The organism is Actinomadura sp. ATCC 39365, from assembly GCF_054392275.1.
On the sequence record NZ_CP184335.1, the window covers coordinates 7800013 to 7820759 of the forward strand.

22 protein-coding genes are annotated in these 20747 nt (G+C 71.0%); 15 read left to right on the forward strand and 7 right to left on the reverse strand.

What is annotated here, in order from left to right; translation table 11 throughout:
• Positions 1-305 precede the first annotated feature (305 nt).
• From ACNF49_RS37955 to ACNF49_RS37965, 3 genes are all read left to right on the forward strand, one after another.
• Positions 306-3026, forward strand: coding sequence for a beta-L-arabinofuranosidase domain-containing protein (locus tag ACNF49_RS37955; protein WP_482940635.1), 2721 nt, complete (start codon positions 306-308; stop codon positions 3024-3026).
• Entirely contained in the window at positions 3023-5035 is a 2013-nt protein-coding gene (locus tag ACNF49_RS37960; RefSeq protein WP_482940636.1) for a family 43 glycosylhydrolase, read from the forward strand. Before ACNF49_RS37955 ends, ACNF49_RS37960 begins: the two co-directional genes overlap by 4 nt.
• Positions 5036-5102: 67 nt before the next feature.
• The gene (locus ACNF49_RS37965) at positions 5103-6515 is read left to right on the forward strand and encodes a non-reducing end alpha-L-arabinofuranosidase family hydrolase (protein ID WP_482945641.1); all 1413 of its coding nucleotides are present in this window, start codon (positions 5103-5105) and stop codon (positions 6513-6515) included.
• A 90-nt stretch (positions 6516-6605) separates the two neighbouring features.
• On the opposite strand, the gene ACNF49_RS37970 is transcribed toward ACNF49_RS37965, so the two are convergent.
• A complete protein-coding gene (locus tag ACNF49_RS37970; RefSeq protein ID WP_482940637.1) occupies positions 6606-7133 on the reverse strand; it encodes a DoxX family protein in 528 nt (175 codons plus the stop codon).
• A 280-nt stretch (positions 7134-7413) separates the two neighbouring features.
• Here ACNF49_RS37970 and ACNF49_RS37975 point away from each other — a divergent pair, with 280 nt between their 5' ends.
• Entirely contained in the window at positions 7414-7746 is a 333-nt protein-coding gene (locus ACNF49_RS37975; RefSeq protein WP_357971888.1) for an STAS domain-containing protein, read from the forward strand.
• A gap of 7 nt (positions 7747-7753) precedes the next feature.
• Here the strand turns inward: ACNF49_RS37975 and ACNF49_RS37980 are convergent, their stop codons facing one another.
• On the reverse strand, positions 7754-8215 hold the full coding sequence (locus ACNF49_RS37980) for a GbsR/MarR family transcriptional regulator (protein WP_482940638.1): 462 nt from the start codon (positions 8213-8215) through the stop codon (positions 7754-7756).
• Between the two features lie 158 nt (positions 8216-8373).
• Between ACNF49_RS37980 and ACNF49_RS37985 the strand changes: the two genes are divergently transcribed.
• Together ACNF49_RS37985 and ACNF49_RS37990 are read left to right on the forward strand one after the other, a co-directional pair.
• Positions 8374-9657, forward strand: a complete 1284-nt coding sequence (locus ACNF49_RS37985; RefSeq protein ID WP_482940639.1) for a glycosyltransferase — start codon at positions 8374-8376, stop codon at positions 9655-9657.
• A 127-nt stretch (positions 9658-9784) separates the two neighbouring features.
• On the forward strand, positions 9785-10999 hold the full coding sequence (locus tag ACNF49_RS37990) for a cation:proton antiporter (RefSeq protein WP_498703290.1): 1215 nt from the start codon (positions 9785-9787) through the stop codon (positions 10997-10999).
• A gap of 28 nt (positions 11000-11027) precedes the next feature.
• On the opposite strand, the gene ACNF49_RS37995 is transcribed toward ACNF49_RS37990, so the two are convergent.
• Positions 11028-11576: a TetR/AcrR family transcriptional regulator gene (locus ACNF49_RS37995; protein WP_482940641.1), complete on the reverse strand. Its 549-nt coding sequence runs from the start codon at positions 11574-11576 to the stop codon at positions 11028-11030.
• Between the two features lie 81 nt (positions 11577-11657).
• On the opposite strand from ACNF49_RS37995, the gene ACNF49_RS38000 reads away from it, so the two are divergent.
• Complete coding sequence (locus tag ACNF49_RS38000) at positions 11658-12392, forward strand: SDR family NAD(P)-dependent oxidoreductase (RefSeq protein WP_482940642.1); 735 nt, start codon at positions 11658-11660, stop codon at positions 12390-12392.
• 24 nt (positions 12393-12416) lie between these two features.
• Here the strand turns inward: ACNF49_RS38000 and ACNF49_RS38005 are convergent, their stop codons facing one another.
• From ACNF49_RS38005 to ACNF49_RS38020, 4 genes are all read right to left on the reverse strand, one after another.
• A complete protein-coding gene (locus ACNF49_RS38005; protein WP_482940643.1) occupies positions 12417-12656 on the reverse strand; it encodes a PLDc N-terminal domain-containing protein in 240 nt (79 codons plus the stop codon).
• A 126-nt stretch (positions 12657-12782) separates the two neighbouring features.
• Entirely contained in the window at positions 12783-14453 is a 1671-nt protein-coding gene (locus ACNF49_RS38010) for a sensor histidine kinase (protein WP_482945642.1), read from the reverse strand.
• Between the two features lie 99 nt (positions 14454-14552).
• Positions 14553-15209, reverse strand: a complete 657-nt coding sequence (locus ACNF49_RS38015; protein ID WP_482940644.1) for a CBS domain-containing protein — start codon at positions 15207-15209, stop codon at positions 14553-14555.
• A 93-nt stretch (positions 15210-15302) separates the two neighbouring features.
• Entirely contained in the window at positions 15303-15830 is a 528-nt protein-coding gene (locus tag ACNF49_RS38020) for a DoxX family protein (protein WP_482940645.1), read from the reverse strand.
• A gap of 327 nt (positions 15831-16157) precedes the next feature.
• On the opposite strand from ACNF49_RS38020, the gene ACNF49_RS38025 reads away from it, so the two are divergent.
• From ACNF49_RS38025 to ACNF49_RS38060, 8 genes are all read left to right on the forward strand, one after another.
• Positions 16158-16907, forward strand: coding sequence for a hypothetical protein (locus ACNF49_RS38025; protein WP_482940646.1), 750 nt, complete (start codon positions 16158-16160; stop codon positions 16905-16907).
• A gap of 1 nt (position 16908) precedes the next feature.
• A complete protein-coding gene (locus tag ACNF49_RS38030; protein WP_357971910.1) occupies positions 16909-17424 on the forward strand; it encodes a hypothetical protein in 516 nt (171 codons plus the stop codon).
• On the forward strand, positions 17421-17933 hold the full coding sequence (locus ACNF49_RS38035; RefSeq protein WP_357971912.1) for a hypothetical protein: 513 nt from the start codon (positions 17421-17423) through the stop codon (positions 17931-17933). The genes ACNF49_RS38030 and ACNF49_RS38035 overlap by 4 nt, the downstream gene beginning before the upstream one ends.
• Before the next feature lie 9 nt (positions 17934-17942).
• A complete protein-coding gene (locus ACNF49_RS38040) occupies positions 17943-18116 on the forward strand; it encodes a hypothetical protein (RefSeq protein WP_357971914.1) in 174 nt (57 codons plus the stop codon).
• Positions 18117-18134: 18 nt separating this feature from the next.
• Complete coding sequence (locus ACNF49_RS38045) at positions 18135-18677, forward strand: hypothetical protein (protein ID WP_357971916.1); 543 nt, start codon at positions 18135-18137, stop codon at positions 18675-18677.
• Entirely contained in the window at positions 18674-19066 is a 393-nt protein-coding gene (locus tag ACNF49_RS38050) for a MauE/DoxX family redox-associated membrane protein (RefSeq protein ID WP_357971918.1), read from the forward strand. Before ACNF49_RS38045 ends, ACNF49_RS38050 begins: the two co-directional genes overlap by 4 nt.
• A 73-nt stretch (positions 19067-19139) precedes the next feature.
• Positions 19140-19643, forward strand: coding sequence for a SigE family RNA polymerase sigma factor (locus ACNF49_RS38055; RefSeq protein ID WP_357971920.1), 504 nt, complete (start codon positions 19140-19142; stop codon positions 19641-19643).
• Positions 19640-20734 carry a hypothetical protein gene (locus ACNF49_RS38060; RefSeq protein ID WP_482940647.1) on the forward strand — a complete coding sequence of 365 codons (1095 nt, stop codon included), beginning with the start codon at positions 19640-19642 and terminating at the stop codon, positions 20732-20734. The genes ACNF49_RS38055 and ACNF49_RS38060 overlap by 4 nt, the downstream gene beginning before the upstream one ends.
• Positions 20735-20747: the final 13 nt, after the last annotated feature.

Sequence of the window (20747 nt, forward strand, 5' to 3'; positions counted from 1 at the left end):
CAAGGCCCAGCTCGGCGAGCGATCCCCTCGTTGACGCCGGAACGAACCGTCGGATGTACTCCCTCACTACGGAGCAGTCCCATCGGCAGGACGATGTTAGCGCTAACAGATCCATACGCCACCCGCCAAGGAGCCGTGACATGCCACCACCGATGGTCCGGGACACGACGGTGACCCGCTCAGCCAGTTGTTAGCGCTAACAAAAGGCGCCCAAAGACCAGGCACGGCCTCTCCAAAGCCCTGACCTGCTGACCCCCGTGACCGGCCCCGGACCGTTCACCGCCCCCCATCCCAAGGAGCTCAGCATGTCCTTGAGCCGCCGTCAGCTCTTCCAGGCCACGGGCGCGACCGCCGCGCTCTCCGTCGTCGGTCAGATGGCCGGCGCGTCCCCCGCCCTGGCCGCAGTCCCCTGGAGCAGGCCCGACATCGGCGTCTCAGCCTACGAGTTCGACCTCGGCCAGGTCCGGCTGACCTCCGGCCGCCTGCTGGACAACCAGAACCGCGCCCTCGCCTACCTGCGCTTCGTCGACGTCGACCGGCTGCTGTACGTCTTCCGCGCCAACCACCGGCTGTCCACCGGCGGCGCCGCGTCCAACGGCGGCTGGGACGCGCCCGGCTTCCCGTTCCGGTCGCACGCGCAGGGCCATTTCCTGACGGCGTGGGCGCAGGCGTACGCCGTGCTCGGTGACACCACCTGCCGCGACAAGGCGCGCTACATGGTGGCCGAACTGGCCAGGTGCCAGGCGAACAACCCGGCCGCCGGGTTCACCGGCGGTTATCTGTCCGGTTTCCCGGAGTCGGACTTCACGGCCCTGGAGAACCGCACCCTGACCAACGGCAACGTGCCCTACTACTGCGTCCACAAGACCCTGGCCGGGCTGCTGGACGTCTGGCGGCTGATCGGCGACACCCAGGCCAGGACCGTGCTGCTCGCCCTGGCGGGCTGGGTGGACGCCCGGACGTCGCGACTGTCCGCCGGCCAGGCGCAGGCCATGCTCGGCACCGAGTTCGGCGGCATGAACGCCGTGCTGACGGACCTGTACCAGGCGACCGGCGACCCCCGCTGGTGGGCCGCGGCCCAGCGGTTCGACCACGCGGCCGCGTTCGACCCGCTGGCCGCCGGCCAGGACCGGCTCAACGGCCTGCACGCCAACACCCAGGTGCCCAAGTGGATCGGCGCGGCCCGCGAGTACAAGGCGACGGGCGCCACCCGCTACCGCGACATCGCCGTCAACGCCTGGGACATCACGGTCGGCGCGCACACGTACGTGAACGGCTCCAACAGCCAGGCCGAGCACTTCCGCGCTCCCGGCGCGATCGCCTCCTACCTGACCAGGGACACCGGCGAGGCGTGCAACACCTACAACATGCTCAAACTGACCCGGGAGCTGTGGCTGCTGTCCCCCGACCGGGCCGACTACTTCGACTACTACGAGAACGCCCTGCTCAACCACCTGCTCGGTCAGCAGAACCCGGCCGACGCGCATGGGCACGTCACCTACTTCACCCCGCTCAACCCCGGTGGACGGCGAGGCGTCGGACCAGCCTGGGGCGGCGGCACCTGGAGCACGGACTACGGCACGTTCTGGTGCTGCCAGGGCACCGGGATCGAGACCAACACCAAGCTGACGGACTCGATCTACTTCCACGACGACACCACGCTGTTCGTGAACCTGTTCGTGCCCTCCGTCCTCGACTGGAGCCGGCGCGGCATCACGGTCACCCAGACCACCTCCTATCCGGTCAGCGACACCACGTCGCTGCAGGTCACCGGAACCGTGAGCGGGTCGTGGACGATGCGCGTCCGGATCCCGGCCTGGACGCAGGGCGCGACGATCAGCGTCAACGGGGTCCGGCAGGACATCGCGGCCGCCCCGGGCAGCTACGCCGCCCTCACCCGGTCGTGGTCGTCCGGCGACACCGTGACCGTGCGCCTGCCCATGCGGGTGGTCATGAAGGCCGCCGCGGACAACCCCGGCGTGCAGGCCGTGACCTACGGTCCGGTCGTGTTGTCGGGCGACTACGGCGACGCCGTCCTGTCGTCGGCCCCGGCCCTGAACCCCTCCTCGATCACCCGGACCGGCGGCTCCTCCCTGGCCTTCACGGCCACGGCCGACGGCGCGCCGGTGCGGCTGGGCCCCTTCCACGACGCGACCGGCCACAACTACGTCGTCTACTGGAACGTCCAGGGCGGGACCGGCACGGCGAGCTTCCGGCTGGTCAACGCGGCCAGCGGGCTGGTCCTGGGCATCAGGGACATGTCCACCGCCGACGGCGGCCCGGCCCTGCAGTGGACCGACAGCGGCACCGCCGACCACGACTGGGTCCTGATCGCCGACGGCGGCGCCCTGCGGTTCCGCAACGCGCACAGCGGCAAGGTGCTCGGCGTCGAGAACATGTCGACCGCCGCGGGCGCCCGGGTGCTCCAGTGGGGCGACACCGGCACCGCCGACCACCGCTGGACGGTCGCCGACGTCGGTGACGGCTCCGTCAAGATCCGCAATGTCCACAGTTCCAAGCTGCTCGGCATCCTGAACGGCTCGACCGCGAACGGCGCCCAGGTGATCCAGGACGCCGACGACGGCAGCCCGGACAACCAGTGGCGGTTCCTGCCGAACGGCGCGCGGCGGGTCCAGAACGTGGGCACCGGGTTGGTGCTCGGGGTCACCGGCATGTCCACGGCCGACGGCGCGCCCGTCGTCCAGTGGGGCGACAACGGCACCGCCGACCACCTGTGGACCGCCATCGCCGACACCGGCGGCTACCTGCGGCTGCGCAACTCCCACAGCCAGAAGGTGCTGGGCGTGGAGAACATGGGAACCGCCGCCGGTTCGCGGGTCGTGCAGTGGGCCGACAACGGCACCGCCGATCATCGCTGGCGGCTGCGCCACGGATCGGGCGCCGCCTTCCGCGTCCAGTGCGCGGGCGGCGGCCGGGTCCTCGGCGTCGCCGGCTCGTCCCAGGGCGCGCAGGTCGTGCTCGCCGACGACAACGGCTCGGACGACAACCTCTGGAGGTTCCTGTGAGACGTGTCCTCGCGGCTGTCTCGGCCCTGCTTCTCGTGGGCGTGTTGCTCACCGCCCAGGAGGCGGCGGCCGCGACGGTCGACACCAACATCTGGTACGTCCTGGTCAACCGCAACAGCGGCAAGGCCCTGGACGTCTACAACCTGTCCACCGCCGACGGCGGCCGCATCACCCAATGGACCAGGAACAACCAGAACCAGCAGCAATGGCAGTTCGTCGACTCCGGCGGCGGCTACTACCGCATCAAATCCCGCCACTCCGGCAAGGTCCTCGACGTCCACAACTTCTCCACCGCCAACGGCGGCCCGATCGTCCAATGGACCGACCTCAACGGCACCAACCAGCAATGGAAACTCACCGACAGCCCCGACGGCCACGTCAGACTCATCTCCCGCCACAGCAACAAGGCCCTGGAGGTCCAAGGAGCCTCCACCGCCGACGGCGCCAACATCGTCCAGTACGACGACTGGGGCGGCGCCAACCAGCAATGGCGACTCGTCCCGGTCAACGGCAACGGCGACTACGCCAACCCGGTCGTGTGGCAGGACTTCGCCGACGGCGACATCATCCGGGTGGGAGACGCCTACTACTACTCGGCCTCGACCATGCACTACTCGCCGGGCGCGCCGATCCTGCGTTCGTACAACCTGGTCGACTGGGAGTACGCCGGGCATTCCGTGCCGAGGCTCGACTTCGGCTCCGGCGCCTACGACCTCAACGGCGGCCGGGCGTACGTGAAGGGCATCTGGGCCTCGGCCTTCAACTACCGGCCCGGCAACGGCACCTTCTACTGGCTCGGCTGCGTCGAGTTCAACCGGACCTACGTCTACACCGCCTCCGCCGTGGACGGCACGTGGACCAAACGCTCCCAGATCAACAACTGCTACTACGACGCCGGCCTGCTGGTCGACTCCGACGACACCATGTACGTCGCCTACGGCAACAGCACCATCAGCGTCGCCCAGCTCTCGGCCGACGGCCTCAGCCAGGTACGCGCCCAGCAGGTGTTCCAGACCCCGAGCAACATCGGCACCCTGGAAGGGTCCCGCTTCTACAAGCGCAACGGCTACTACTACATCTGGCTGACCCGCCCCGCCAACGGCCAGTACGTGCTCCGCTCCACCTCGCCATGGGGCCCGTACGAGATGCGTCAGGTCCTGCTCGACCTGCCCGGCCCCATCGCCGGCGGCGGCGTCCCGCACCAGGGCGGCCTCGTCCAGACGCAGAGCGGCGACTGGTACTACATGGCGTTCGTCGACGCCTACCCCGGCGGACGCGTCCCGGCTCTGGCGCCGATCACCTGGACCGGCGACTGGCCGGTCGTGCAGACCGTCAACGGCGGCTGGGGCGTCAACTACCCGAAACCGAACATCCAGACCGGCCGGACCGTGACGTCCATGATCGGCCCGGACACCTTCACCTCGGCCACGCTCGGCCCCCGCTGGGAGTGGAACCACAACCCCGACACCGGCCGCTTCTCCACCGGCAACGGCCTGCGCCTGCAAACCGCGACCGTCACCGGCGACCTCTACGCCGCCCGGAACACGCTGACCCACCGCATCCAGGGCCCGTCCTCCACGGCGACGATCGAGCTCGACCACTCGCAGATGGCCGACGGCGACCGCGCCGGGCTGGCGATGCTGCGCGATCAGTCGGCCTGGATCGGCGTCAAACGCGACAACGGCGTCAGCCGGGTCGTGATGACCAACGGCCTGACCATGAACGGCTCGTGGCAGACCACCGGCACCGGCGCCGAGGCGGCGAGCGCGACCGTCCCGGGCGGCCGGATCTGGTTGCGGGTCACCGCCGACATCCGGCCCGGGTCCGGCCGTCAGGCCCGCTTCTCCTACAGCACCGACGGCAGCACCTTCGTGGGCCTCGGCCCGGCCTTCACGCTGAACAACGCCTGGCAGTTCTTCATGGGCTACCGCTTCGGCATCTTCAACTACGCCACCAAGTCCCTCGGCGGCGCGGTCACCGTGCGCCGCTTCGACCTGACCACCCCCTGACACGGCATCGGAGCACATGGTGAAGAAACTGGTGCAGAAACACAGTCCCCTGACCGTCCTCGCGACGGTGGCCGTCCTGCTGGCGAGCCTGTTCGTCGCCGCCCAGCCCGCCGACGCGGCCACCGTCGACACCAACGCCTGGTACGTCCTGGTCAACCGCAACAGCGGCAAGGCCCTGGACGTCTACAACCTGTCCACCGCCGACGGCGGCCGCATCACCCAATGGACCAGGAACAACCAGAACCAGCAGCAATGGCAGTTCGTCGACTCCGGCGGCGGCTACTACCGCATCAAGTCCCGCCACTCCGGCAAGGTCCTGGACGTCCACAACTTCTCCACCGCCAACGGCGGCCCGATCGTCCAATGGACCGACCTCAACGGCACCAACCAGCAATGGAAACTCACCGACAGCCCCGACGGCCACGTCAGACTCATCTCCCGCCACAGCAACAAGGCCCTGGAGGTCCAAGGCGCCTCCACCGCCGACGGCGCCAACATCGTCCAATACGACGACTGGGGCGGCGCCAACCAGCAATGGCAACTCGTACGGACGGACGGCGGTAACCCCGGCATGTGTGACCTCCCCTCGACCTACCGCTGGACCTCGACCGGCCCGCTGGCGACCCCGAAGGCGGGCTGGGTCTCGCTCAAGGACTTCACCGTCGCCCCCTACAACGGGCGGCATCTGGTCTACGCCACGACCCACGACACGGGGACGAAGTGGGGGTCGATGAACTTCAGCCCGTTCACCAACTGGTCCGACATGGCCTCGGCGACTCAGAACACGATGTCCTTCTCCGCCGTCGCCCCCACGCTCTTCTTCTTCGCCCCCAAGAACGTCTGGGTGCTCGCCTACCAGTGGGGCGGGCCCGCCTTCTCGTACCGGACCTCCACCGACCCCGCCAACCCCAACAGCTGGTCGGCGCCGCAGACGCTCTTCTCCGGCAGCATCTCGGGGTCCGGGACGGGCCCCATCGACCAGACGGTCATCGGCGACAACACTGACATGTACCTGTTCTTCGCCGGGGACAACGGCAAGATCTACCGGGCGAGCATGCCCATCGGGAACTTCCCCGGCAGTTTCGGCACGGCGTCGACCGTGGTCATGAGCGACACGACGAACAACCTGTTCGAAGCCGTCCAGGTCTACAAGCTCCAGGGCCAGACCCGGTACCTGATGATCGTCGAGGCGATCGGCGCGCAGGGCCGCTACTTCCGGTCGTTCACCGCCAGCAGCCTGAACGGTTCCTGGACGCCCCAGGCCGCGACCGAGGGCAACCCGTTCGCCGGCAAGGCCAACAGCGGCGCCACCTGGACGAACGACATCAGCCACGGCGAGCTGGTCCGCATCGGCGCCGACCAGACCATGACCGTCGACCCGTGCAACCTGCAACTCCTCTACCAGGGCCGCAGCCCCAGCTCGGGCGGCGACTACGGCCTCCTGCCCTACCGGCCGGGGGTGCTGACGCTGCAGCGCTGACGCCGTGAGCCGGTGACCCTCGCGGCTCCCACCTGAAAAATGCCACGGGTCCACCCCTCCGCCGAGGGGTGGACCCGTGACGGGTCCGAGCTACCTGAGCCAGGCGTTGCGGCGGACGATCGGCAGGTTGCCCAGCCCGAGCGTGGCGCCCGCGCCGGTCATGGCCAGGCCGATCAGGACGATGGCGTAGATGATGTGCTCGTCCAGGAAGGGGTTGGTGGCCAGCGGGAGCTCGGCGGCCCACATCAGGGCCAGCATGAGCGTGCCGGCGACCGCCGCGATCCGGGTGCCGACACCCAGCACCAGCGCCAGGCCGATACCGAGAAGGCCGGCCATGAACAGCCAGTCCACCCACACCTGTCCGGCCAGGCTCGAGAACAGGCCGCCCAGCGCGTTCTCGCCGGTGCCCTTGAGGAACCCCGTCGTCGGGCTGCCGCCCGCGATCCACGCCTTGCCCGCCGGAGTCGCGAAACCCCACCCGAACGTCTTGTCCAGGAACGCCCACAGGAAGATCCAGCCGATCGCGATCCGGGCGACCGCCCAGACGTACTCGACCGGGGTACGCGCCGCCTTCACGGGGGCGACGTCCATCACGGGCCGGTTGATGGTGGTGGCCATGGCGGGCCTCCCTTTCAGTGGGGGGTGTACGTCCTTGTTCACCCCTATTCCACTGCGCCCGCCCGCTCCCGGTCAGTGTCGTAGGCCCCTCACGGGAAGGACCTTGGTCCTCAGGGGCCGTCCGTCCCGGCTCCGCCCGGCCTCGGTCCTTCGGCTGCCGGAGGTGGGACTTTGGGCCCTAGCCCGGTGGCCGGCGTTCTCGTAGCTTCGCGTCGGGGGCATTGTGCTTCCGCTGACGAACGCCGGCCACCGGCCGCCCGCCGAAGGTAAGGAGACGGACATGAGTTCTCAGGCGCGGCCTCGCACGGGCAGGCGGGCGGTGCTGAAGGTCTCCGGCGACCTGGACCTGGCCACGCAGGCGGGGTTCCGCGCCCGGATCGCCGCCGCCCTCGCCGGACAGGGCACGCGTCTCGTCCTCGACCTCAGCGGGGTGACCTTCATGGACGCCCGCGGGCTTGCCGCGCTGGTGGCCGCGCGTGACATGGCGACCGCCCGTCACGGCAGCCTCCGTCTGACGGGGGTGACGCCGGCCGTCCTGCGGTTGCTTGAGGTGACCCGTCTCGACCGGACGTTCTCACCGGTCTCCCTCGCGGACGTGCGCCCCGCCGCGTGAACGGCGGTCAGCGGGACGTGCGGGTCTGTTCCCAGCGGTGCAGCAGGCCGGGCAGCTCCGCCAGCAGGAACTGGTAGAAGTCACGCATCTCGGCCAGCCGGGCGTGGGCCGGGTCGCCGGAGGCGGTGGTGGCGATGCCGGTCTCGGCGGCCTGCAGCATGACGCGCACCATGCTGTTCTGGGTGGAGAACAGGGTGGGCCAGGCGTTCTCGCGTAGCCGGTAGTGCTCACGGCGGCTGCCGGGCGCGGGCAGGCGCTCGATCAGGCCGGTCGCCAGCAGCGCCTTGACCGCGCCGGACACCGAGCCCGCGCTGACGCCGAGCCGGTCGGCGATGTCGCCCATGGTGACCGTGTCGGCATCGGTGAACAGGAAGAACGCGAGGACCCTGGCCGACATGCGCTGCAGGCCGCCCTCGGTCAGCACCAGTGCCAGCCGTTCGGCGGCCTGCCACCGTTCCTGGTCGCCCATCCCGTCACCTCCTTGCTCGGATCATAGCCGGACTACCGAGAGTTCAGAAATTTCTGAAATCTCGCTATATTGCGGGTATTCGGTCCTTCATCGGGCCGGTGGTGTGCCGGGAAGCCTGGTCGGCGAGCGCAACAGTCCTTTTCGAGCAAGGAGCGCCGATGAAGGTCCTCATCCTCACCCACGGCACCCGCGGCGACGTCCAGCCGTACGCCGCCCTGGCCCTCGCCCTGAAGCGGGCCGGGCACGAGGCCGTCCTGGCGGCCCCCGCCGCCATGGGCGGCCTGGCCGGTCCGCACGGCATCGACTTCGCGCCGCTGCACGACGGCCCGAACACGCTCATCGACGACCCCGGCATCCGCCAGGCGGTCGAGACCAACTACCGCGGCCTGCGCGGCAAGAAGGTGGCCCTGCAGGTGATGCGCCGCAGCAGGCCCCTCATGGCCGAGGTCTTCACCGACATGGCGGACGTGCTGCTGGACGGCCCCGGCCAGGGCGCCGACCTGGTCGTGCACGCGCCCGGCATGCCGGGCGGCCACGTCGCCGAGCGGCTCGGCGTGCCCGCGGTGCCCGCCGCGCTGCAGCCGGTGTGGGTGCCCACCGCCGCCTTCCGCAACCCGATGTTGCCGCTGCCGTTGCCCAAGGCGCTGAACCGGGCCTCCTACCTGCCGATCAAGCTGATGCTGCGCTCCTTCGCGGGCATCGCCGACGACCTGCGCGCTCGGCTGGAGCTGCCACGACGGCGTGGCCGGCACGACATCCTGCGCCGCCCGGACGGCCGTCCGGCGACCGTCCTGCACGCCTTCAGCCGTCACCTGCTGCCCCACGACGTGCCGGGCGGTCTGGACTATCCGGCATGGGTGCACACCACCGGCTTCTGGTACCTGCCCGCCCCGCCCGGCTGGACGCCCTCGCCGGAGCTGGCCGCCTTCCTGGCCGACGGGCCGCCCCCGGTGTACGTCGGGTTCGGCAGCATGGCCGGCACCGACCCGCGGCGGCTCGGCCGCATCGTCGCCGAGGCCGTCCGGCGGGCGGGGGTGCGGGCCGTGCTGGCCACCGGGTGGGGCGGCATCCAGGCCGCCGACCTGCCCGACGGTGTGCACCTGCTCGACCAGGCGCCGCACGACTGGCTGCTGCCGCGCACGGCCGCGATCGTGCATCACGGCGGCAGTGGCACCACCGCCGCGGCCCTGCTGGCCGGGCGCCCGCAGGTGATCTGCCCGTTCGTCGCCGACCAGCCGTTCTGGGCGTCCCGCGCGCACGCCGCGGGCGTGGCCGTGCCGCCGCAGCCGCAGCGGCGCCTGACCCCGGACGGTCTGGCCGCCGCCATCGGCCTGGCCGCCACCGACGCCCGGATGGCGGCCACGGCCGCCGAGCTCGGCCGGCGCGTACGGGCCGAGAACGGCCTCGACCGCGCCGTCACGGTCCTGGAATCCCTGAGCTGATCGCGTCGCCGGGGAAGCCGCCCCGGCGGAACTGTTAGGGTGATCGCCGGTGCGCCGGGAAGTCTGGTCGGCAACGTGTACGACGACGACCGGAGCCCCTTTCCATGATCCTTGTTTGCGTGGCCGCGTGACGGGCGCCCTGCTGACCGCGTTCGCGGGCCTGCTGCTGCTGGCGGTGCTGCTGTCCAGCCTGGCCCACCGCACCGTGCTGTCCACGGCGGCGTTGTTCCTGGTGGCCGGGTTCGTGCTGGGCGACGGCGTGCTCGGCGTGGTCTCGCTCAAGCCCGGGGACGATCTGGTGGCGACGCTGGCCGAGCTGGCGCTGTTCGCGGTGCTGTTCACCGACGGGATGCGGGTGGGCTGGGCCGAGCTGCGCAGCGCGTGGCGGCTGCCGGGGCGGGCGCTCGGCTGGGGCCTGCCGCTCACCCTGGTCATCACCGCCGCCGGCGCGCACTACCTGCTCGGGCTGGGCTGGGTCGAGTCGCTGCTGATCGGCGCGATCCTGGCCCCGACAGACCCGGTGTTCGCCGCCGCCCTGGTCGGCAACGAGAAGGTGCCGCCCCGGCTGCGGCAGCTGCTCAACGTCGAGTCCGGCGTCAACGACGGGCTCGCGCTGCCGTTCGTGATCCTCTTCCTGGCGATCGCCTCGGGCTCGGCCGACCTGCACCTCGGCGAGCTGGGGCTGGAGCTCGGCCTGGGCGTGCTCATCGGCGTGGCCATCCCGTGGGCGGCGATCAAGCTGGAGCAGACCCGCTGGTTCGCCGCCTCCACCGCCTACGAGCCGCTCAACGCCCTGGCCATCGGGCTGCTGGTGCTGGCCGTGGGCAAGGCCACGCACGGCAACCTGTTCCTGGCCGCGTTCTCGGCCGGGATCACGGTGGCGACCTTCGGGCAGCGGCAGCGCGAATCGTTCGAGCACTTCGGCGAGCTCATCGCGGAGATCTTCAAGCTGGCGGCGCTGCTGGTGTTCGGGGCGCTCATCACGCCGTCGCTGCTGGGCTCGGTGGGCTGGCGGGGGTGGCTGTTCGCGATCCTGGCGCTGGTGGTGGCGCGGCCGGTGGCGATCTGGCTGTCGTTCCTGCGTTCCGGGCTGACGGTGCGCGAGCAGGCGGCGGTGGCCTGGTTCGGCCCGAAGGGGTTCGCCTCGGTGGTGTACGGGCTGCTCGTGCTCGCCTCCGGGATCGCCGCCGCGCAGCAGGTGTTCCAGATCGTCGCCGTCACCATCGTGGCCTCGATCCTGCTCCACTCCTCCACCGACATCGTGGTGGCCCGCGGCTTCGACGACGAGCACGACGTCCCGGCCTGGTTCGGCCGCCTCCGCAGACGCGGGCAGACGTCATGAGACGCCTTCGCCGAGCAGGAAGGCGTCGCTAGCGCAGGCCAGTGAGCAGCGCGTCGAGACCCGCCTTGACCTCGGAGGCCGTACGCCCCCGGTGGACGACCAGGTTGGCCGCGAGCGGCGCGAGCAGGGCATCGGCGAGGAACCCCGCGTCCGCCTCCGGCTCGATCTGCGCGATCAGCATGACCAGGTGCTGGTGGTACGCCTCGTAGGCCCCGCCGAAACGGGTGAACTCCCCCGCGGTCTCGGCCATCAGCAGCAGGTCGAGCTGGGCGAAGGTGCGGTCGGTCAGCGCGTGGAGGAAGGCGCGTAGCCGCTCGATCTCCGACGCCCCGGGGCCCAGCGGCGGCGGGCCGGTCAGGAACGCCTGCTGGAACTCGCGCTCCTTCTCGTCGATGAGCGCATACGCCAGGCCCGACCTGTCGCCGAACCGCCGGTACAGCGTGCCGATGCCGACGCCCGAGGCGGCCGCGACGTCGGCCATCGCCAGCCCCTTCATTCCCGCGGTGGCGACGATCTCCGCGGCCGCCGCGAGGATCTTCGACCGGTTCCTGGCGGCATCGGCCCGTTCCTGTGCCACGGGGTTCACCTTATCGGCTTGAAAAGCGGAACGCGTTCCGCATACCCTCAACCGGAACAGATTCCGCATATTGGAGGACACATGCTCAACGGCAAGGGCGTACTCGTCACCGGTGGCAGCAGGGGCATCGGCGCGGCCATCGCCCGCCACCTGGCCGCGGCGGGCGCCGATGTGGCGATCACCTACGCGACGGCGGAGAGCCGCGCGAAGACCGTGGCCGAGGAGATCGAGGCGCTCGGCCGCCGCAGCCTGGCCATGGCCGCCGAGGCGACCGACGCCGAGGCGCTCCAGGCAGCCGTCGCCCGCACCGTCTCCGCCTTCGGCCGTCTCGACATCCTGGTGAACAACGCCGGAATCGCGCCCTTCGGCCCACTGGAGGACGTCTCCCTGGACGAACTCGACCGCACCCTCGCCATCCACGCCAGAGCCGCCTTCATCACGTCGCAGGCCGCCGCACGTCACATGCGGGCCGGCGGGCGGATCGTGAACATCGGCAGCAGCCTGGCCGAACGCGTCCCCTACCCCGGCTGGACCCTGTACTCGATGAGCAAGTCCGCACTGATCGGCCTCACCAAGGGCCTCGCCCGCGATCTCGGCCCCCGTGACATCACGGCCAACCTCGTCCACCCCGGCTCCACCGACACCGAGATGAACCCCGCCGACGGCCCCGACGCCGACGCCGAACGCTCCTACACCGCCCTCGGCCGCTACAGCACGCCGGACGACATCGCCGCCACCGTCCTCCATCTGGCGGGCCCCGCCGGCCGTACCATCACCGGCACGTCCATCACCGTCGACGCCGGAACGACCGCCTGACGTCCCGGTTCCGGCCGGAGGCGGTCATCCGGCGGTCGGCGCCGACTCCGGTCGCTCGCCGCGAAGCCGGCCCCACAGCAGGTACGCGAGGGGGCCGACCGGTTGCACGAAGATCCCGAGCCACCACAGCGCCTTGCGCCCGCGCACGTCGGCCTGAGGACGGCACCACAGATCCACCGCCGCGGCCGCGGTGACCGCGAACTCCGCGGACGCCAGCACGAGCAGCGAGCTCCGGCGCCTGTTCGACATCTCGTCCCAACGCATGGAGGGGCTCCTCTCTCCGGTCCTGGGCACCAGGATGACGGCGTCCGGGCCTCTGCCGCCCGAGCCGGAGGTCATGACCCGGCGGGACTTGGTGCTCTTTCCGGGTCACGACGTGCCCGCGCGGGATCAGAGGGGGACCTGCCAGAGCAGCCGCGTGCCTCCGCCCTCCGGGCTCGCCAGCTCGGAGGTGCCGCCGAGGCCGCTCGCGCGTTCCTCGATGTTGCGCAGGCCGCTGCGGCGACCTGGCTCGTCCAGGCCGACGCCGTCGTCGGAGACCACAAGGGTGAGCCTGCCGGAGGCCACCTCGACGGACACCTCGGCGCGGCCGGCGCGGGAGTGGCGGACCACGTTCGACAGGGCCTCGCGCAACACCGCCAGCAGGTGCTCGGCCACGGCCTCGGGCACCAGCGTGTCGATCTGCCCTTCCATCCGCAGGCCGGGCATGAACCCCAGATGGCCGCCCGCGCCCTCCACCAGGCCGACGATCCGGCTCCGCAGGCCGGGCGCGGCGCCCTCGACGGGGCCCTGGAGGGCGAAGATGGACGAGCGGATCTGCCGGATGGTCTCGTCCAGCTCGTCGATGGCGTGTTGCAGCCGTTTGCCCGCCTCCGGCCGTTCGACCAGCCGGACGGTGCTCATCAGCGTCATCGCGGTCGCGAACAATCGCTGGATGACGACGTCGTGCAGGTCCTTGGCGATGCGGTCGCGGTCCTCCAGCAGGCCGAGCCGTTCGGCGTCGCGGCGGGCCTCGGCCAGCTCCAGCGCCAGGGCCGCCTGACCGGCGAACGCGTGCAGCATCTGCTGGTCCGCCCTGCTGAACGGCAGCCGCCCGCCCCGCTTGGCCAGCATCAGCACGCCGCGCACGGCCGGCGCCGCGCCCAGCGGGATCATGAGCCCGGGGCCGTAGCCCAGCCGCCGCAGCGGCGAGGCCGGGTAGGGGGCGCTGCGCATGTCCGCGTCGGACATCGGCTCGCCCCGGGTGAAGACGTCGCCCGCGAGCGTGGCCGCGACCTCGAAGACGGCCCCCCGCAGCCCTTCGGCGCCCTCGCCCTCCGCGACCCGGGCGACCAGCGACTCCTTCGCCGCGTCCGGCAGCAATACCTGGACCAGGTCGGCGTCGCTCATCTGGCGGGCGCGGGCGGCCACCACGGTCAGCATCTGGTGCGGGTCCGCACCGGACAGCAGGCTCGTGGTCACCTCCGACGACGCCTGCAGCCAGGTCTCACGTCGGCGCGACTCCTCGTACAGGCGGGCGTTCTCCACGGCGACGCCGGCGGCGGTGGCCAGCGCGATCACGATGGCCTCGTCCTCCTCGTCGAAGTCGCCGCCGCCACGTTTCTCGGTCAGGTAGAGGTTGCCGAACACCTCGTCGCGCACGCGTACCGGCACGCCGAGGAAGGTGCCCATCGGCGGGTGGCCGGGCGGGAAGCCGTAGGACTCGGGGTGGTCGGAGATGCGGCCCAGCCGCAGCGGACGGGCGTCCTTGATCAGCAGGCCGAGCAGGCCCAGCCCGTGCGGCCAGTGCTCGATCCGGGCGATCTCCTCCTCGCTCAACCCGACCGGGATGAACTGCAGGAGCGTCTGCTCCTCGCCGACCACGCCCAGCGCGCCATAACTCGCGTCCACCAGCCTGGCCGCCGTCTCCACGATCCGCCGCAGCACGGTCTCCAGGTCGAGGTCGCTGCCCACCGAGACGACGGCCTCCAGCAGCGCGTGCACCCGGTCACGGGTGGCCAGCACCGCGCTCAGCCGCACCTGCAGCTCGGCCAGCAGCTCATCGAGCCGCATCTGCGGCATCAACGGTCGGTGCGCGCCTTCCATGATGATCAGTCTGGCAGCCGGAGAACGGCCCGCAAAGCCCTGCTTTCACGGACGAGGACCGCGCGCTCCCCCGCTCTACCGCGGCGGCGGCACGGTGACCAGGTCGTCGTGGTCGGCGGTCACCTCGCTGGTGACGTCGACGATACCCTCGACGGCGCGGACGGCCTCCACCGCCGCGATCGCCTGCGACCGGCGTTCCACCCGCCCGCTGAGCTTGACCACGCCCTGCTCGATCTCGGCGGTGATCGCCCCGGACGCCGGGAGCACGCTCCGGACATCGGCCTCCAGCTCCGCCCGCGGACGGGCGAAGACGCGCAGCACGTCGCGCTGGTGCAGGGTGCCGACGATGCGCCCGCCGGCCGGGTCGATCACCGGGAGCTGCTTGATGCGCCGGTCGTGCATGATCCTGGCCGCCTCGCGCACGGACGTGCCCGGCGTGACGCTGATCGCCGGGGTGGACATGAGCTGGGCCGCCGTGACGGCCATCGCCCGGTGGTGCTCGTCCCGCCGGCGGTGGGGTTCGAACATCGACACGCTGTGCCGTACCGGGTCGATCTCCTTGAGCAGCAGGTCGTCCTCGGAGACCACGCCCACCGGGCGCCGGTCGGCGTCTATCACGGTGACCGCGCCCACCGCGTACCGCTTCATCGCGTTGAGGACGTCGGCGAACGACGCGTCCGCCAGCACGGCGATGGCCACCCGGCCCATGACGTCCTTGACCTCGATCGACATGGTGTACCTCCTTGCCACTCTCTCCATCCTGCTCCTCCCGGGACCGGCGGAACGCCCGCCCCCGGGTGCGGGGCGGGCGTGCGCTTCCGTGCACTACCTGAGCCAGGCGTTGCGGCGGACGATCGGCAGGTTGCCCAGCCCGAGCGTGGCGCCCGCGCCGGTCATGGCCAGGCCGATCAGGACGATGGCGTAGACGATGTGCTCGTCCAGGAAGGGGTTGGTGGCCAGCGGGAGCTCGGCGGCCCACATCAGGGTCAGCATGAGCGTGCCGGCGACCGCCGCGATCCGGGTGCCGACACCCAGCACCAGCGCCAGGCCGATACCGAGAAGGCCGGCCATGAACAGCCAGTCCACCCACACCTGTCCGGCCAGGCTCGAGAACAGGCCGCCCAGCGCGTTCTCGCCGGTGCCCTTGAGGAACCCCGTCGTCGGGCTGCCGCCCGCGATCCACGCCTTGCCCGCCGGAGTCGCGAAACCCCACCCGAACGTCTTGTCCAGGAACGCCCACAGGAAGATCCAGCCGATCGCGATCCGGGCGACCGCCCAGACGTAGTCGACCGGACGGCGTCCGGCGGCGGTGATGCTCGTGCAGGTGACGGGCCTGTCGATCGTGGCGGCCATGACGATCCCCTTTCAGCGATGGTTCGTCGTTCTCTTCCGCGCCTCCATCGCACCGTTTTCCGCGCTCCGACGGCAGTGCCCTACGACCGTCGGTCGAAGGACCTTGGTCCTCGCCGCCCTGCCGGGAGCGTCATCGACGCCGCCGCTGATGACGGGAATATGGCCATTTGTCAACGCCGAAGCGACAGGGCCGTAATGGCACCTTTCTCCCGAATTTACCAGCAGAAAAACGGGTGGATCTTGTGTCTTGACCTGGGTGATGACGCGTGTAAGGCTTCGAGCCAAATGATCTAGCGCCCGCGATCTGCCACGAAAGGCTGGGGCTTAATGGCGCATTTATCCTCTCTTCGTACCGTCAAGAACTCTTTCCTCCATCTCGAGGTCGAGGACGCCGAGGCCGCCTCGCTGGCCTCCTGGACCGGCCACGTCCGCTACACCCCGAAATACGGGTCGCGGAACACCACCACGGAAACCTGGGGGCTCGAACTGGCTCCCCTGTCCTCCCTGACGGCAGGCGTCAACTCGGTCCGCGGACGCGAACGAGAGCGCTTCTCCCTGGCCGGTGGCGAGGTCGTCGTCTACGACTGCGAGGACCCGTCCGACGCCAGGTGGGCCGCCTGGCTCGGTCCCTGGCACATGGTGCACGGGCTCTTCTACGCCCCCGAGTGGGAGTCGGCCGACATCGTCGACACGTTCAGCCGCGTGACGTGGCAGGACACCCCCGAGGGCATGATGGCCGACGGCGGCAAGCGGTTCGACGTCTCCATGGAGCTCTACGCGATCTCGATCGCGGGCGTCGGCACCATGACGGTCGAGCCGAAGCAGGCGGGGATCCACCGCATCCCCAAGTGGCGAGGCTTCGGAGCGCAGTCGGGCGAGCTGTGGCGGCTGCCCGCGCCTCCGTCCGACTCGGTGGCCCCCTTCCTCCTGGTCACGGACACCGCCATCGTCACCCTGCATCCCTGGAACGCCCCGAACTACAACAAGGCAGGCGTGGCGGCCCGCTCGGCCGCGGGCACCCCGGAGACCGCCGCCGACTTCCTGAACAAGGTCAAGCGCGTCGAGTGGCGGGCCTGACGTGGAACCGCTGACCGCGGTGGTCATCATCCTGGCCGTCCTGGTCGCTCTGCTGTTCGCGGCGGGGGCCGGGCTCTACCGGCGGGTACGCGAACTGGAACTGGCCACCTACAACGGCGTCGGCGTGCGCTTCGCCGGAGCCGCGGCCGGGCCCGAGGCCCAGGCGAACGGGCTGGCCGTTCCGGGTGCCACGACCATGGTCATCAAGGTCAACCGTCGCTGCCCCATCTGCGACGACGTCCTGCTCGCTGCCGCCGGGATGGCGGCCGACCTGCCCTCGGACCTGTCGTTCACCGTGCTGTCGGACGACCCCGGGTTCGACAAGTCCCTGCCCGGCTCCATCCGGGTGATCAAGGACCCGGCGATCTGGCGCGCGGCGAGCGTGCCCTACAGCCCGGCCCTGCTCGTCGTGGACGAGAACGGCGTCGTGGTGTTCACGGCTCCGGTGGGGTCGGGAGAGGCGCTCACGGAGATCGTCGAGCGAGCGGTTGCAAACAGAAAGGGAGTGAAGCTGTGAAGGCCGAGAAGCGGACCTCGATACTCGACCAGATACCCAGCGCCGAGGAGATGCCCGAGCAGGCGTTGCCGACGCGCGTGGGCGCCACGCGCGAAGGCTGGAGCAGGCGGCGCGTGCTCGGCATCGCCACCGGCGCCGCCGTGGCGACGGGGCTGGGCGTTCTCGACCTCCTGCCCTGGTCCAAGCCGCGCGGCGCGACGGCCGCCGCCTACACCGCGTGGGACACCTGCCACGGCTTCGCCAACGCCAGTTCCGTCTGCGTGCCCTCGACCGCGCTCTACTCGGGCAACTGCTCCGGTTCCTGGCACCGCAACGACGGCGCGTCCGGCACCTGCTACAACCTCCGCTACACCCACAACCCCTCCAGCTGCGACGGCAACAACGCGTGGAAGTGGTACGGCGGCAGCACCACCAGCACCCGGCGCATGTGCTCCGACGGCTGGTACGAGTACCACGACTGCGGCGGCGGCAACGTCTCCCGCTTCTCCATCTGCCGTACGGCGATCTGACCCGAGTCCATGAGCGACTCCGCCACCAGAAGATCCGTCCGCCTGTTGGTGCCCGGACTGGCACTGATCGCGGCGGCGGAGGCCCTGGTGCTGTACTCGAGGGTTGCGGGCGCGGACACGAAGGGCTTCACCTGGTTGGTGGCCGCCCTCGTCGCCGGCTTCTCCCTCTCGGGCTCCGTTTGAAGCCTGAACAGCGCCTGGGTGCTGTCCTCGTCGGTCCGGCGGGGTGCTGATGTCGCCGGCTTCATCGCCGGGTTGTTCTTGGGAGCGGGCGCCGTCACGTTCGTGCTGGTGGTCGTCGGCTCCGTGCTGCGGGCTCCGTTCCCGACAGTGGTTCTGCAGATCATGGTCGCCGCGGCTGCGGTGATCTTCCTGCTGCGCGAGCTGGACGTGCTCTCCTTCCCGTTGCTCCAGAACGCGCGGCTCGTGCCGCAGTTCGTCACCAGGATTCCCTTCTGGGGCGCCGTGCAGTTCGGCGCCGAGATGGGCACGGGGATGCGCACGTACTCGCCGACAGGGCTGCCGCACATCATGGCGATCGCGATCCTGTTCCTGGCGTCCTGGCAGGAGGCGCTCCTGGCGGGCGCCGGCTTCGCGGCGGCGCGGGCGATGATGCTCCTGACCTTCGCCCTCGCGCGGGACCGGATGGAGGCGGACACGGCGTTCTACTTCACGCTGCCGAAGATGAAGGTCCTGTTCGTCGTGCTCGCGGTGCCCGTGGTGGCGATGCTGGTGATCGGGTGATCGCCCTCGTCGCCCGCTACGGGCTGGGCCTCGTCCTGGTGCTGGCGGCGCTCGGGAAGGCGCGCAACTTCGGCGCCTTCCGGAGCGGCCTGGCGGCCTTCGGGCTCCATGGACGGGTGGCCCGGGCGGGCGCCTTCACGGTGGTGACCGTGGAGGCGCTCGTCGCGCTCGCCGCCTTCTCCCCCGTCGCCGGCGACGTGCTCGTCGGCGTGGCCGGGACGGGTCTGGGCCTGTCGTTCACGGTGGCGCAGACGTATCTCCTGGTCATGGGCGAGCAGGCGGCTCCCTGCCTGTGCTTCGGCACGGCGGAGCGGGCGTCGGTCCGCACGTTCGGCCGGGCGGCGCTGGTCCTGCTGATGGGGCTGGCACTGTGGGGCGCCGCGGTCTGAGAAAACCGGCTCAACCTTTCGCCGGCCTCGATGAGTGTTGTAGGTGAGGCGTCCACGACGGAGGGTTGGGCCGGTGACCGACGACGGGTTCGGCGAGTTCGTGGCCGCGCGTGGCCTGGCGTTGTCGCGCATGGCCTACCTGGTCACCGGGGATCATGCCCTCGCCGAGGATCTGGTGCAGGAGACGCTGGTCAAGGTCGCGGCACGATGGCGGAAGCTGACCAAGCGCGGCGACCCGGAACCCTACGTCCGCAAGGTCATGATCAATCAGCTGCGCACGTGGCGGCGGCCCCGCCGGCTGGCGTTCGTCCCGACCGCGGAGCTGCCCGAGTCGCCGCCGTCCGCCGACGAGTCCGCGCAGGCGGAGTTGAAGATCGCGTTGTCGCGGGCGCTGAACGTGCTCACCACGAAGCAGCGGCTCGTGCTCTATCTCAGGTTCTACGAGGACCTCTCCGAGAGCACGGTCGCCGCCCAGCTGGGCTGCTCCGTCGGCACGGTCAAACGGCACACCCACGACGCGCTCAAACGCCTGCGCAAGGTGGCTCCCCGACTGCTCGAAGCGGAGGTGCGCTCATGAACCGGGCCCTCGGAGAGGCCTTCCACCAGCTCGGCCGGGACGCGCGTGACTATGCCGACGCCGGTCGGGCGCTCGGCACGCTGCGCACCCGCAGGACCCGCAGGGCGCTGGTCGCCGGATCGGCCGCCGTCATCATGGCCGTCGGCGGTCTCGCCGCCTACCAGGCGCGCTCGCCCGCCGGTCCGGACGCCGCCGTGACGGTGGCCGCGCCGCCGCACACCGTCCAGCCGCCCGCCCAGGCGCCGGCGCTGCCCGCCACCGGCCCGGCCGGGCGGGGCGCCCTGGTGTACACCGCCTGCCAGTCGCAGTGCCCCACCTTCCTGCTGCTCGCCGACGGCCGGCAGTTCCTGCTGGGCGCGCGGACCGTCAGCCCTCCGGGCAACATCACGCTCTCCCCCGACGGGCGCTGGCTTGGGCAACCCGTCGGGGGCGGGTACGAGGTCAGAGACCTGCTGGGGGTCGCGGTCCACCGGCTCGAACCGCCGGCCGGCGGCGGCGCGGACAGCGCGTACAGTCCATGGGCGTGGTCCGCGGACTCCCGGCGGCTGATCGTCGGCTACCACGCCAGCGGGGACGTGCGTTCCTACCGGACGCTGGAGCTCCCGAGCGGCCGCGCCCGCGAGCTCGACCTGCCGTCCGGGCAGGAGCCGGTCGGCCTGCTGCCGTCGGGCGAGCCGCTCCTCCTCGACGCCCGCCGGTACGACAGGCCGCCGCTCGACCGCGTCACGCTGGAGCACGCCGGCACCGGGCGCACCCTCACCCTGACGTCCGGCGCGGGGGTGCTCAGCGACACCGACCACGGGCTGTCCGTCCAGGTGAGCGGCGAGCGGATCTTCACCCTGGAGTACTCCGGCGACCGGATCACGGTCCTGGAGTTCGACGTCACGGGCCGGCAGGTGGCCCGCCTGCCGCTGCCGGCCGGCCGGTTCCCGGTCGGGCCGGTGGACGGCGGCTTCGCCGTCGTCCAGGTGCCCCAGGACCAGGCCCGTGGGCGGCAGGAGCTGGAGGTGCTCTCCCCCTCGGGCGGCCGGCCGCTGTTCGACGTGCCCGGCCTGGCGGCCGTCGTCCTGCCGGGCGGAGCACGGCACTAGGCGGCCCGGAGGT